Origin of the sequence: Pedobacter miscanthi, assembly GCF_003315595.1 — a bacterium.
In the GTDB taxonomy this organism is placed as follows: Bacteria; Bacteroidota; Bacteroidia; order Sphingobacteriales; family Sphingobacteriaceae; genus Pedobacter; species Pedobacter miscanthi.
Genome location: NZ_QNQU01000004.1, coordinates 120,290 through 135,596 on the forward strand (window position 1 = coordinate 120,290; position 15,307 = coordinate 135,596).

A 15,307-nucleotide genomic window follows, 5' to 3' on the forward strand; every position below is an offset into this window, starting at 1 on the left:
GGAGGGTTTCAAAGTAACTTTGATTGGGCGCCACCTATGGTGGGAAGGTTTCAAAGTAAAATCAGTTCTTTTGTAAAATTGGAGGGTTTTTACCATCAAAGCGCCTATCTATAAAATATTGACCACCTAAGTCACCTTAGTACAGCTAAGAAGAATTTCTGTTGAGCCATCGTTGCCAGTGAATTAAAACCTGCATTGTGCTGAATTTATGCCCTAAAACCACTAACTTTTATTAATAAACCCGATAGCAGCGGAAAACCCGCAGGTGAGGTACGAACCAAGGCTTTGAAGCGTATAGCGGGACTTTCGTAACCCAAATGCACAGAACCCTGCTTTTCAAATAATTTATATCTTAACACATCTAAAAACGCTATCTATCGGATCATCCCAATCCTCTAGTTGCAACTTCTTAAGTTTCCTTCTCACCGCAAATCGAGACAAATTGCAGAAAGATTGATACAAATGCGTATCCCGCTGTAAAGCTAAAAAGCGAATCTTTGGTTAAGATTTAAATAGAACTAAAACCATTTACTTCCAATAACTAACCAAATCCCTAACCTAATATGAAAAGAATTCTATTCTCTTATGGCGGCTTTGTACGCATAGGTGGGTCTTTGCTTCAAAAAACATTTTTGAAACGCAAATTACTCTCCTTTATTCTTACATCAATTACCTTATTCTTACTTTCCTTTCAGCTCAGTGCACAGGAGCAGGCCACAGTTACCGGTACCGTTACCGACGAAAAAGGCGAAACCGTTATTGGTGCCAGCGTTAAAGTTAAAGGAACCAACACGGGGGTAACAACAGACGGAAACGGAAAGTTCAAAATCCAGGTAGCCGATAAAAATGCCACACTGATTTTCATTTACGTAGGTTATGTTAATCAGGAAGTGGCTCTGGCAGGCCGTGCGCAGGTTAACGTTAAACTTAAACCATCCGATAACGACCTTACTGAGGTAGTGGTGGTAGGTTACAACACGCAGAAAAAAGAAGCCATTACGGGTGCCATTTCATCCATCAGCAGTAAAGATCTCGAAAAAGTACACGGGGGCTCAACGGTAAGTACTGGCTTAGCAGGAAAATTACCGGGAGTATCTTTCAGGATGCCTGATGGAAGACCCGGATCGAGTGCCAATATCCAGGTGCGTAACATGGGTAATCCTCTTTACGTTATTGATGGTATTCAGCAGGATGCAGGGCAGTTTAACAACATTTCGCCCAATGATATTGAAACCATTAGTGTATTAAAAGATGCTTCGGCTGCTATTTATGGTAGCAGGGCGGCAAACGGGGTAATTTTGGTAACCACCAAAAGGGGAAAAAACGATACCCGCAATACTTTTAGTGTAGATGCCTATACCGGCTGGCAGAACTGGGTGCGTTTCCCCGAAACTACCGATGCTTACCAGTGGATGCTTGGCAAAGCAACAGCAGAACTTAATCAGAATGGTAAAACAGACATCACACCAGCTGAACTGGAAAAATGGAAAGCCGGTACCGAATATGGTTACCAGAGCCAGAACTGGAGAGACATTATCATTGCTCCAAACGCACCACAAAGCTCAGTTAATTTAAGTGCATCAGGTGGTAGCGATAAAGTAAATTATTACTTCTCGGCCACACGTTTGGATCAGAAAGGGGTGTATGGAACTGCCCGTGAGTTCGATTTTAACCGGACTAATATCCAGAGTAATATCGAAGCAAAAATTACCAACCGTTTTAAAGTGGGCATGTTGATTAACGGCCGTATCGAAAGTCGCGACCAGCCTGGCGTACCGGGTGGAGATGATTATTTTGCTGCCCGTTTTGCTTTGTTAAGAAACAGGCCAACCGAGCAGGCTTATGCCAATGGTAATCCGGATTATCCAAACGATATCGGCCACAACACCGAGCAGTTTGCCGTGCAGAGCAAAGCTTTAACCGGCTACTGGAAATCAGACTGGCGGGTATTACAAACCAATTTATCAGCCTCTTACGATACGCCGATTAAAGGTTTGGAAATAAAAGGATTATATTCTTACTACATTGCCGATAACGTAATAAACGGACATGAGTATACCTATAATGTATATACCTATCATCCTGAAACCGGTATTTACGAACAAAAAGTAGGTAGTTCGAACCCTTACAGGGAACGCAGGAATGAAAAAATATACACCAATACCTACCAGGTACAGGCCAATTACAACCGTACTTTTGGCAAGCATACCATCGGCGGTGTATTGGTAGCTGAACGTTTAGACCGTTTCAGGACTTATACCTTCCAGCATGCAGTGCCACAAACCAACATTTTGCCTGTATTGCAGTTTGCCGATATGGATGGACAGGATTTCGCCGATATTCAGGAAGAGGAGGCCCGTGTTGGTTATGTGGCCAGGTTGAACTATAACTATAATAACAAATATTACCTGGAACTTTCTGGTCGTAGAGATGCCTCATGGAAGTTTGCGCCGGACAGACGTGTAGGTTATTTCCCTTCAGCATCAATAGGTTGGAGAATTACTCAGGAAAAATTTATGAAATCGCTTTTGGGCGAAAGTACGATCTTAAATGATTTAAAACTACGTGCCTCCTATGGACAGCTTGGAGATGATGATTTGCGTCTCAATCCATTTCAAGAAGCACGCCTCGATCCTTATGCTTACATTCCTGGATACAGATACAATCAAGGAAGTGTGATTTTGGATGGAAAGAATATTACAACTTCAAGGGATAAGGGGCCGATTATCAACAACCTCACTTGGCTTACTAGCAAGATTACCGATATCGGTTTGGATTTTTCCATGTTCAACAGCAAACTTAGCGGAACAGCTGATTATTTTTATAGAAAACGAACCGGTTTACCAAACCTTAAAAATGACGTAGTGGCTCCGATTGAACTGGGCTATAGTTTAAGTCCTGAAAATATCGAAAGTGATGCGCAGTTTGGTGCAGAATTCGCACTTAACTACCGTGATAAGATCGGAGAATTCAACTACAATGTCGGAGGAAATATATCCATTAGCAGAAGAAAGTTTTTAGATCAATATAAGCCACGTTATGGCAACTCATGGGATTATTACAGAAATAGTTATAACCAACGTTATACCGATATTTTCTGGGGTTATGAAGTAACCGGACAATTCCAGAACATTGATGAAATCAACAATTATAAAGTGAACATTGATGGCCAGGGTAACCGCTCTTTGTTACCTGGTGATTTAATTTATAAAGATCAGAATGGCGATGGTATAATCAACGACCTCGATCAACGACCAATTGGTTACACCACTACCGGACAACCCAACGTAATGTTTGGTTTTACCATCGGTGGTTCTTATAAAAACTTCGATTTTACTGCCGATTTTTCGGGTGGTAGCATGTACTCATGGAACCAGAACTGGGAACAGCGGTGGGCATTCCAGAACACCGGGGCTTTATTACAAAGTTTTGCCGACGACAGCTGGCACCGCACCAATCCATACGATTTAAACAGCGCATGGATACCTGGTAAATATCCTGCTTTGCGATTTAACGATGGCGGACACAGTAACTACAACAAAAACTCTACTTTCTGGTTGCATAACGTGAGGTACCTGCGTGCCCGTACCCTAGAGATAGGTTACACCATACCAAAAAGATGGGCCGAAAAAATCAAGATCCAGAATGCAAGGGTATATGTAAACGGATACAATCTGTTTTCTCTTGATAACCTGAGCGACTATGGCGTAGATCCGGAAATTGCCGACGATAACGGCTTACAGTATCCACAGAACAAGTTTTTTAATATCGGTATTAAATTAACGCTGTAACATGAAAAAGACTAATCAGATGAAAAAAATTATATATGCATTTGCTGCCATTGCCTTTTTGAGTTTTGCGCAGTCGTGTAAAAAAGATTCAGAATTTTTAGATAAACAACCTACCAGTACATTGCCTATTGATGCGGTGTGGAAGGACCCAAACCTGGTACTTACCGTTGTTGGCGATCTTTATGATCGTTACCCTGATTACCAGACCATCGAAGCCTGGTGGGCCTTTACCGATTTCGACGAAGGTTTTGCCTCGGCCAGCGGCGATTATTTCCGCCACCAGAATTTAGAATATGGTTACGATGCCTGGAGATACTGGGATATGGGTGTTTACGCTTATATCCGCGATCTGAATATGTTTATCAAACGCGGACAGGAATCAACAGCTTTAAAAGCAGAAGACCGTGACCGTTTCCTTGCCGAAGCACGTTTTATCAGGGCAGGTGTATATTTCGAAATGGTTAAAAGAATGGGTGGTGTTCCCTTAATTACCGTTCCGCTGGACTATAATTATAGCGGCGACCCGAGCTACCTCCAATACCCGAGGGCAAAAGAAACCGAAATTTATGATTTCGTGATCTCAGAACTTGAAGCGGTAAAAACCATATTACCCGATAATGCAAGCGTACAGAGCAGGGCAACAAAAGCTGCCGCTCTGGCTATGGAATCGCGTGCGGCGTTATATGCAGGTTCTATTGCAAAATACAGCAATTCGCAGCTTACCCTACCGGGTGGCGAAGTAGGTATATCATCGAGTTTGGCCAATGGCTATTTCACCAAAGCTTTAAATGCTGCAAAAGAGATTATCGATGGCGGTAAATATTCACTGTATAAAAAGAACCCTAATTTATCAGAAAACTTTGCTGCGCTTTTTACCGATAAAGGCAGTAACCCTGAAGTGATTTTTGCAAAAGACTTTAAATTAAAAACCAACAAAGTGCATGGCTTTACCATCGATAACCAACCACGTTCTTCCGCAGAAGAAGCACAGGGTGGCCGTTTAAATCCATCGTTAAATTTGGTACAGTCGTTCGAAAAACTTGATAATACCTACGCTTCACTGGCTTCCGTTGATGGAAGTGGCAATCCCATTTATTATTCAGGCATTACCGATATTTTCGCAGGTCGCGATGCCCGTTTGGCCGGTACCGTAATTCTCCCCGGAACACAGTTTAAAAGTAAAACAGTCGATATCTGGGCAGGTTACCAGCTGGCAGATGGCTCGATTGTAACAGGCGATAATTTCGGACAGAACAAAACCAATGTACTCCCTGGTAACACCGGTTCGGTACAGGTTGTGGGTGCCGATGGTCCGGTTGATGGATTAGAGTTTAGTGCGCAATCTGGCTTTTACGTACGCAAGTATTTAGATCCGGCAACAGGTTCAGGCCAGATTGGTACACGAAGCGAAGTTTGGTGGGTACGTTACCGTTATGCCGAAGTATTGTTAAATGCAGCAGAAGCCGCTTTCGAACTCGGCGATCTGGCTACTGCAGCAAACTACATTAAACCTGTTCGCGATCGTGCCGGATTAACCACTGCATTAACGCCCGCACAAATTACTTTCGATCGCATTGTACACGAACGTAAAGTAGAATTTGCTTTCGAAGGTCAGGAGCTTTGGGATATGAAACGCTGGAGACTGGCAGATAAAGTATGGAACGGCAGTAACATGTCGGCAAACGATTTTATCAATGCCACCAACATCGGCAGTGCTACACGCACCAGCACGCAGGTTTTCGGTTTATGGCCTTACAAATATTATAACCCGGGCAATGCAAACCACTTAAAATATGTTTTCAAAGTAATTAAGCCTAGTCGCGTAACGGCTGCGCACCGTTTCCGTATCGGTAATTACTATTCTTCAATAGGGCAGGATGTGCTTAACGGAAACCCGAAAATTGTAAGAAACCCTAACCAATAACAGATATAGATATGAAAAATAAATTTTATTTCGTGATAGGGGCACTTATTGCTGTACTCTTTTCTTCATGTAAAAAAGATAATTACGATGCACCCGAAGCCGATTTTACCGGAAGGATTGTGTATAAAGGTGAAGCCATAAACGTGCAGTATGGTCAGGTTTTTTTCGAACTATGGCAATCAGGTTTTGGAAATTATTCTGCTTTAAATGTGAATGTGGCCCAGGATGGCAACTATTCAGCGAAATTGTTTGATGGCAATTATAAACTGGTTTTCTCACCCAATCAGGGGCCGTTTCTTTGGAAGAAAAATGCCGCTGGCAGGCAAGATACCATTGCGGTAAACATTAATGGGAGTAAAACCATGGATATTGAAGTGGTTCCATATTACATGATCCGTGGAGCCTCGCTTACAACTGCTGCGGGCAAAGTAAATGGTTTTTGCAAACTCGAAAAAATCATTACCAATGCCGATGGAAAGGATATTGAAAGTGTAGCGCTCTACATTAATAAAACGCAGTTTGTAGATGGTAGCAATAATATTGCCACACAGCAAATTAACGGCGCTGCCATTGCCGACCTCAATAACCTGAACATGAGTGTAACCATACCAACGCTGGTACCCACTCAAAATTATGTTTTCGCCCGGATCGGGGTTAAAATTGCTGGTGTTGATGATTTGATCTTTACTCCGGTAACCAAAATCAGTTTTTAATTAAAAGAGAGATTATAAATTGGTTTTATAGATTTTGTCACGTTGAGCTTGTCGGAACGCCTTCTAAAGTATTATGGAAGGTCATTCGACAGGCTCAGGCTTGACAATGCTACATTTATGATACATATAACTCCTTTAACTCCTTATTTCTGCCATAATCATTACCTTAACTGAACTACTCATTCCCGATGAAATTCCTTTTTTCCATTTTATTATGCTTTTCGCTTTGTTTTATTAATCAAAAATTGCTCGCAAAGCAATTAAATGATACCGTTTACCTGGCCGATCCAACCATTTTTGTTGATAAGGGCACTTATTATTTATATGGTACCAGCGGCGATGAAGGATTTTTGGTGTACACTTCAAAAGACCTTAAAAACTGGATCAAAAAGGCAGAAAATAATGGTTATGCCTTAAAAAAAGGTGAATCTTTCGGGAGCAAAGGTTTTTGGGCACCTCAGGTATTTAAAAGAGGAAATATTTATTATATGGCCTACACGGCCGATGAGCAGATTGCTATTGCACAAAGCAAAAGTCCGCTGGGCCCATTTAAACAGAAAAACTTAAAAGCCATTTCAGGAAGTGGAAAACAGATCGATCCCTTTGTATTTACCGATACAAATGGTAAAAATTACCTCTACCACGTAAAACTGATCAATGGCAACCGCATTTATGTATCCGAACTTAAAAGCGATTTTTCTGATATAATTCCCCAAACCGCCAAAGAGTGTTTATCCGGTACCAAATTATGGGAAAATACCGCTAAAACAGACTGGCCGGTAACCGAAGGCCCAACTATAATCAAAAAAGACAAACTTTATTATCTTTTTTATTCTGCAAACGATTTCAGAAATCCTGATTATGCTGTAGGTTATGCCATTTCTAAATCCCCAACCGGACCGTGGATAAAATATGAAGGGAGCCCCATTATCAGCAGAAAGCTGTTAAAATTTAACGGAACGGGTCATGGAGATTTTTTTACCGATGAAAACGGAACTTTGCAATATGTATTCCACACCCATCATAATAACCATAAAGTATCGCCAAGGGCTACAGCAGTTATAAAAGCCGGTTTTGTAAAAGATGAAAACGGTATTTATCAGATGCAGGTAGACCCCGGGAGTTTCCGCTTTTTAATGCAGGGCATAAATTGATTGTTTTTGTAGAAATATTGAAACAAATGGAAGCCGGTTTAAGAAAAGAAATCGCTTTTTTTAATGATTAAGGAAATACAAACAAACCGGGTTAAATTACCGGATGTAAACCTTTAAAACTGAATAAATTGAAAATAAAACTACTTTTTACATTATTTTGCCTGTTGGCTATCGGAGGATTAAATGCACAAACATTTACCAATCCCCTTTTGCCCTCAGGTGCCGACCCTTACAGTTTTTATAAAGATGGTTACTACTACTATACCCATACCACCGGTAACCGTGTAGATCTTTGGAAAACCAAAACTTTAGACGGGCTTAAAAATGCCGAACGTAAAACCATCTGGAAAGCACCTGCCGGAACCATGTACAGCAAAGAAATCTGGGCACCCGAAGTGATGTTTTTAAGAGGAAAATGGTATGCTTATTTTGCTGCTGATAATGGTAAAAACGATAACCACCGCATGTATGTATTGGAAAATGCTTCAGCCGACCCAATGAAAGGGGAGTGGATATTTAAAGGTAAAATTGCCGATCCAACCGATAAATGGGCCATTGATGGCGATGTGATCGATTTTAAAGGCCAGCTGTATATGATCTGGTCGGGATGGGAAGGTGATCAGAATGGTAAACAGGAAATTTTTATTGCCAAACTTAAAAATCCGTGGACGGTGGATGGAAACCGCGTAAAAATTTCTACTCCAAAATTTGATTGGGAAAAAAATGGCGACTTAGGCGGTGGCGCACATGTTGATGTAAATGAAGGCCCGCAGTTTTTGGTACATGGCGATAAAATCTTTATTATTTATTCGGCCAGTGGCTGCTGGACAGACTTTTACGCCTTGGGCATGCTTTCTGCTTCGGCAAAAAGTAACCTGCTCGATCCAAAATCATGGACAAAAGCAGATCAACCTGTTTTTAAGCAATCACCTGAAAATGGGGTTTATGCACCAGGCCACAATTCTTTCTTTAAATCGCCCGATGGAAAAGAAGACTGGATTCTTTACCATGCTAACGATAAGCCAGGTCAGGGCTGTGGGGGCTTCCGATCGCCAAGGGCACAGCAATTTAACTGGAATGCCGATGGAACACCAAATTTTGGTATTCCTGTAAAACCGGGAGAAAGTTTAGCCATACCTTCAAACCATAATAAAAAATAAATCAGATATAACCGATATGAACCTAAAAAACTATGTTCTTCTTGCGGTAATGAGCCTTAGCGTAAGTACAGGCTTTGCACAGAAGACAAAAAAAAGTACCGAACCGGCAAAAGTATGGTCGGTAGAAAAAGCAAATGCCTGGTATAGCGAGCATAAATGGCTAAGCGGCGCAAATTACATTCCCTCAAACGCCATTAACCAATTGGAAATGTGGCAGGCCGATACCTTTTCGCCTGATTTAATCGATAAAGAACTGGGTTGGGCCGAAGGCATTGGTTTTAATACCCTGCGCGTATTTTTGTACAGTAAAGCCTGGAGCCAGGATCCTGAAGGTTTTAAAAAACGCATGGACCAGTTTTTAAGTATTAGCCAGAAACATGGCATACAGCCTATGTTTGTGTTTTTTGACGATTGCTGGAACAAAACTTCGGCCATTGGCAAACAACCTGAACCAAAAACCGGTATCCATAATTCAGGTTGGCTACAGGATCCGGGCGATCCTGCCTTTAAAGAAGAAGCCAATTTTCCGGAGCTTGAAAAATATGTGAAAGATGTGCTTGGCCATTTTGCACACGATAAAAGAATTTTACTTTGGGATTTATACAACGAACCCGGAAACAGCGGTAAACTGGAAGCTAGTATTCCTTTATTAAATAAAACCATTAGCTGGGCACGTGCCGTTAATCCCGATCAGCCGATCTCAATCGGTTTATGGAGCTGGGGTTTCGAAAAACTGAATGCTATACAACTGGCCAATTCGGATATTGTAACCTATCATAATTACGAAGCACCAGAGTGGCACCAGCGCACCATCGACTTGTTAAAAGCCAGCGGAAGACCATTAATTTGTACCGAATACATGGCCCGCCCCCGCAATAGTCGTTTCGCTAACATTTTGCCTATGCTTAAAAATGAAAATGTGGGCGCCATTAACTGGGGCTTTGCAGCCGGTAAAACCAATACAAAATATGCCTGGGATACACCATTGGCTGATGGTTCTGAACCAATTGAATGGTTTCATGAAATTTTTCAGCCCGATGGTACACCATACCGCCAGGATGAAGTTAACCTGATCAAAAAACTCAATAACAAATAAATCCTAATTTACCGTCATTTCGAGCGGAGTGAAACGTAGTCGAGAAATCTATCTCGAGATAGATCTCTCCCTGCCCGAAGCAGGCGGGCATTCCAGTGCGTTTCAGTCGAGATGACGACAGTATGTCAATGGTAGCCTGTCGAAGGACTGCTGATTTAATAATATTGCCAAACCCAACCTTAACACACCAATTTTAAACCAATGAATAAAAAAGTATCTATTTTCTTATCGCTGCTGGGGCTCTCACTTTCCCTATCCGCACAGCAGCAAGACAAATCGTGGAGCATGGTAAAAGGAAAAATTTCCTCACCATGGGCAGATCAGGTTAATCCTAAAAGTGTTCTGCCAGAGTACCCACGTCCGCAGTTTGAACGTACCGGAAACTGGAAAAACCTGAACGGACTTTGGGATTACGCCATTTCCGGAAAATCGCAACATCCCACCATTAACCAGGGCAAAATTTTGGTTCCTTTTGCTGTAGAATCTGCACTTTCGGGTGTAGGCAAAACAGTTGGTAAAGACAGCTTATTGTGGTATAAAACCGTATTTACCGTTCCGTCGAATATGAAAGGCAAAGAAATCCTGCTCCATTTTGGTGCGGTTGATTGGAGATCTACTGTTAGTATAAACGGCAAAGAAGTGGGCAAACACGAAGGTGGTTTCGATCCTTTCAGCTTTAATATTACCCCGTTTTTAAATAAAAGTGGCAACCAGACTTTAACCGTAGAGGTTTGGGATCCAACAGACGAAGGTCCTCAGCCAAGAGGCAAACAGGTAAAAAAACCTGAAGGCATCTGGTATACGCCGGTAACCGGTATCTGGCAAACCGTATGGATCGAAGCTGTAAATAAAACACATATCGATCATATTAAAATTACTCCCGATATCGATCAGCAATCTTTAGCCGTTACGCCATTTTTAACAGGTGCTGCTGCCGGCGATCAGGTTAAAGTTTCGGCCTGGGATGGCACTACAAAAGTAGCCGAACAAACCGGCGATGGCAGTGGTGTAATTACTTTAAAAATTGCCAATCCAAAACTTTGGAGTACTAAAAATCCTTTTTTATACGATTTAAAAGTAGAATTAACCGCTAAAGGCAAAAAAACAGATGAGGTGAAAAGTTATTTCGCCATGCGTAAAACCTCAATTGGTAAAGATCAGAACGGTATCCAGCGCATGTTGCTGAACAACGAATTTGTTTTCCAGTTTGGTCCGCTCGATCAGGGATGGTGGCCTGATGGTTTATACACTGCACCAACCGATGTGGCGCTGAAATTCGATATCGATAAAACCAAAGAAATGGGTTTCAATATGATCAGGAAACACATTAAGGTAGAACCTGCCCGTTGGTATTACTATTGCGATAAAGCCGGAATGCTGGTTTGGCAGGATATGCCGAGTGGTGATTTAGGTAACGGCTGGGAAAATCGCCCGGGTATCTTAGACCACGGATCGGATCAGAACAGAACTGCCGAATCGGAAGGATATTACAAAAAAGAATGGAATGCCATTATCGATGCACTTTACAATGTACCTTCTATCGTAGTTTGGACGCCATTTAACGAAGCCTGGGGGCAGTTTAAAACCGTAGAAATTGCCAAATGGACAAAGGAAAAAGATCCTTCGCGTTTGGTAAATACGGCAAGTGGAGGTAATTTCCATCCGGTTGGCGATATCATCGATCTTCATAATTACCCACATCCGGCAATGCCTAGTCCTGATTATTTCGGGAAGGATTATGCCCTTGTATTGGGTGAATTTGGTGGGCTTGGTCTTCCGATCGATGGTCACGTATGGCAACAGAAAAACAACTGGGGTTACCAGAGTTTTAAAAATAAAGGCGATTTGTTTAATAAATATGCCGAGTTTACCAAACGTTTGGAGCGATTGATCCCTTTAGGACTTTCGGCCGGGGTTTATACCCAAACCACCGATGTAGAGGTAGAAACGAATGGTTTAATGACCTACGACAGAAAAGATATTAAGTTTTCGGAGGCACAGATGAAAGCCCTGCACGATAAACTGTATCAGATTAACGTGCCGGTTCAGAAATAAAATTTTATAAAATCGTCATCTCGACTGAAGTGAAGCGAAACGGAGAGATCTACCTAGATAGATTTCTCGACTGCGCTGCGCTCCCCTCGAAATGACGATTTTTTTGGTATAGATCTATTAATGAAATCTATGAGAAAGAAAATTAAACTTCCGTGGTCTGTTGCATTAACAGTAATCGTTAAATTACTCCTAACGGCAAATCTTTTATCCGCGCAAACACCCATAGAACCTGTAATTGCCGGAGATTTTGCCGATCCTTCTATTATCAGGGCAAATAACCAGTATTATGCCGTGGGCACTTCTTCTGAATGGGCACCTCATTTTCCTGTTTATACCTCTACAAACCTGTTAAACTGGAAACAATCCGGTTATGTTTTTGATAAGGCACCAGCATGGACATCCGGTTCATTTTGGGCCCCGGAATACGATTACCATGATAAAACCTATTTTATCTATTATACCGCCAGAAAGAAAAAAGACAATCTTTCGTGCATTGGGGTAGCCACTTCAAAGTATCCAGACAGGGGTTTTGTTGACCAGGGTATTATCATCGATTATGGTAAAGAAGCAATCGATGCCTTTGTTTATCTTGATGGCAATCAGCGTTACATTACTTTTAAAGCTTATGGGCTGGATAAGCGTCCGATTGAAATTTTAGCCTATAGATTATCAAAAAACGGGCTCAAGGTAGAGGGCAAACCTTTTTCGCTGCTTAAGGATGATGAACGCATAGGTTTGGAAGGACAGAGTTTTTTAAAAAAGGACGGATACTATTATCTTTTCTATTCTGCCGGAAATTGTTGCGGTGCACAGTGTGATTACAATGTGAGGGTTGCCAGATCGAAATCATTTGCAGGGCCATACGAAAAGTATGAAAAAAATCCGCTTTTAATGGAAAACGAATACTGGAAATGTTCTGGTCATGGCACTTTTGTAAAAGCAACAGATGGGGAATATCATTACCTCTACCACGCTTATAATAAAAAAACAAATGTTTTTTCTGGTCGGCAGGGCATGCTTGCACAGTTAAGCTGGTCGGGCAAAGATGGTTGGCCGGTGCTTAAAGAGCAATCTGGTCCCTGTGTTAATCAGGATCTTAAATTGCTGTTTACGCAGCCAAAAGCCGATAAAAGATGGCAATGGGATTTTAGAAATTCTTCTCCGAAAATTTCTCAGAACCATGGTCTGCTACATTTATCCGGAAGCATAAATAAAAATAATTTAACCGGGATAGCATTAACCATCAGGCCGGTATCAGGAGTTTTCGAAGCCAGTACAACAGTAGCCAATACCAATAAGGCCCTAAAAGGTTTGGTGTATTATGGCGATGCAGGTGCAGCAGTAGGAGTAGGCGTATCAGGAGATGAAGTGGTATTTTGGAAAGTAGAAAATAAGATCAAAACGGTGCTTTCAAAATCAAAAATACAGGCAAAAGGTCCTGTTGAACTTAAAATGAAAGTCGCTGATGATTTAAGCCTGCTTGTATTTTTTAAACAGGGAAATCACGAATGGAAAAATGTTCCAATCCAAGAAAAAATCTCAGTTAACTTCTTACCGCAATGGGACAGGAGCCCACGCGTTGGTCTGCATTTTAATGGAAGTATTAATCAAAATGCTGATTTTTCCTCTTTTAGTGTGAAATATTATTAATTCGTGCCGTCAGATGTTTCCATCTGACGGTTAATCTTTCGTACAGCAAAAATGTCGTATTTAAAAGTCGTAATATGATGACAAAATCGATTTAGTTTGTCTGTTTGAAAGCCGAATAGTGCAAACTATTCCAAATTATCTGAATATCTTATTTAGTTATAATTGCTCTAATTTTTGCTATTACAGCATTAGTACGAGGAAAACATTTGATTTTTTTTAAAAAAAGTCAATAAAAAATTTTAGATTGTTAATTTAATCTATATCTTAGACTGTCCCATAATACAAAGTGCAGTCCTACGCTTTGTAATTACCAAAATAAATTAAGATTAAAAACAGTATACCTTTTGGTTATATCCCATCTGTTTTGCATTGATTAAAACTTGGCTTTTGGATTCAATAATGATGCTTTTTAAGTACTTATTGTTTTCGCTATGAATTCCCCATTTCAAGAAGTGTAAAAACGGCGCAGCTTGGGGGTTTTCTGCTAAAAACTTTTAACTAAATATATATCACTATGAAAACAAAAGCAATTTTAACAGTTTTGGCTTTCTCGCTCGGGCTGTACTCCTGTCAGAAAAAAGTGGCAGAACAAGAGGTAAAAAAAGAAGAATTAACTTTAAAGGGGAAAAGTGTTGCCACCACGCCCCCGGCGCCAGCAGGTACAACATGGCAACTGGTAGAAAGTGATGATTTTAACAGCCTCGATTTGAATAGATGGGGACATGGGGGCACACCCTGGGGCTCTGAAAGCCACGATGGCAGCTGTAACCTGCAAACCGCAAGCAATTCTTTCGTTAGTGGTGGTGCTTTGGTGGTACAGGCAAAAAAAGGACCGTTTACAGGTCCGAGTGGTAAATCTTACCCTTACTCCGGAGATTATGTATGGACAAAAACCAGAAGGACTTACGGCTATCTCGAAATCCGTGCGCAATATCCAGATGCACGTGGCGTATGGCCTGCATTCTGGATGTTGGGTGATGGGTGGCCACCTGAAATTGATATAGCAGAATTTAGGGGCACTCCAAAAAATTATATGACGCATGCTTATTATGATGGATCATGGAGTAGCACAACAACATCCGGCAATTTTACCGGATGGCATACCTACGGTTTGCTATGGCAGCCCGGATCACTAAAATTTTATATAGATGATGTTTTAAAAGCTACAGTAACCAAAAGCTCTGTACCATCAGTACCCATGTATGTAATTTTAAGTAATGGTGCAGATTGTGGAGATGCAAATGGAACCGGTTTCCCTAACGATTACAAAGTAGATTATTTCCGTTGGTATCAATCTGTTCCAAGTGGTGGTTTGGCCAATGGCACCTATACAATTTCAAATCGCAATAGTAATAAATGTTTAACCCTGCTCAATGGATCTCAAAATGATGGGACGAATATTGTGCAATATAATTGCGATGGAAATAACAATTCCAAATGGGTGGTTTCACAGGTATCCAGTGGTGTATATACCATCGTAAATAAAAACAATTCGAAATATGCCGAGGTGGCCGGCTGGTCTACAACACCAGGTGGAAATGTGGATATCTGGCCTAATAGTGGCGGTAATAACCAACGATGGAACATCATCAGTGTAGGTAGTGGGTATTATAAAATTAAGAATGTACATAGCGGCATGGTGATGGATATTAGCGGGGCTTCTACGGCTAATAATGCAGCTGATGTGCAATGGGGAGATAGTGGCGGTAATAACCAGCAATGGAAGTTTACATCTGCCCCTTAATATCTGAAAAATACCAGGGC

Annotated in this window: 9 protein-coding genes; all 9 read left to right on the top strand. The window is 41.3% G+C overall.

The features are described 5' to 3' along the window. Positions 1-563: 563 nt before the first annotated feature. Entirely contained in the window at positions 564-3,791 is a 3,228-nt protein-coding gene (locus DRW42_RS05880) for a SusC/RagA family TonB-linked outer membrane protein (protein ID WP_113947901.1), read from the top strand. Positions 3,792-3,810: 19 nt separating this feature from the next. After that, complete coding sequence (locus tag DRW42_RS05885; RefSeq protein ID WP_113948071.1) at positions 3,811-5,715, top strand: RagB/SusD family nutrient uptake outer membrane protein; 1,905 nt, start codon at positions 3,811-3,813, stop codon at positions 5,713-5,715. An 11-nt stretch (positions 5,716-5,726) separates the two neighbouring features. Continuing rightward, positions 5,727-6,428, top strand: a complete 702-nt coding sequence (locus DRW42_RS05890; protein ID WP_113947902.1) for a DUF3823 domain-containing protein — start codon at positions 5,727-5,729, stop codon at positions 6,426-6,428. A gap of 245 nt (positions 6,429-6,673) precedes the next feature. Then, entirely contained in the window at positions 6,674-7,582 is a 909-nt protein-coding gene (locus DRW42_RS05895; RefSeq protein ID WP_244215205.1) for a glycoside hydrolase family 43 protein, read from the top strand. Between the two features lie 128 nt (positions 7,583-7,710). After that, the gene (locus tag DRW42_RS05900; RefSeq protein WP_244215206.1) at positions 7,711-8,742 is read left to right on the top strand and encodes a glycoside hydrolase family 43 protein; all 1,032 of its coding nucleotides are present in this window, start codon (positions 7,711-7,713) and stop codon (positions 8,740-8,742) included. Positions 8,743-8,758: 16 nt separating this feature from the next. Then, positions 8,759-9,838 (top strand): glycoside hydrolase 5 family protein, encoded by a 1,080-nt coding sequence (locus DRW42_RS05905; RefSeq protein ID WP_113947905.1) that lies wholly within the window; start codon positions 8,759-8,761, stop codon positions 9,836-9,838. 201 nt (positions 9,839-10,039) lie between these two features. Beyond that, positions 10,040-11,893 carry a glycoside hydrolase family 2 protein gene (locus tag DRW42_RS05910; protein ID WP_113947906.1) on the top strand — a complete coding sequence of 618 codons (1,854 nt, stop codon included), beginning with the start codon at positions 10,040-10,042 and terminating at the stop codon, positions 11,891-11,893. Between the two features lie 129 nt (positions 11,894-12,022). Beyond that, positions 12,023-13,543, top strand: coding sequence for a glycoside hydrolase family 43 protein (locus DRW42_RS05915; RefSeq protein WP_158544285.1), 1,521 nt, complete (start codon positions 12,023-12,025; stop codon positions 13,541-13,543). A 514-nt stretch (positions 13,544-14,057) separates the two neighbouring features. After that, on the top strand, positions 14,058-15,287 hold the full coding sequence (locus tag DRW42_RS05920) for an RICIN domain-containing protein (protein ID WP_113947908.1): 1,230 nt from the start codon (positions 14,058-14,060) through the stop codon (positions 15,285-15,287). Positions 15,288-15,307 lie beyond the last annotated feature (20 nt).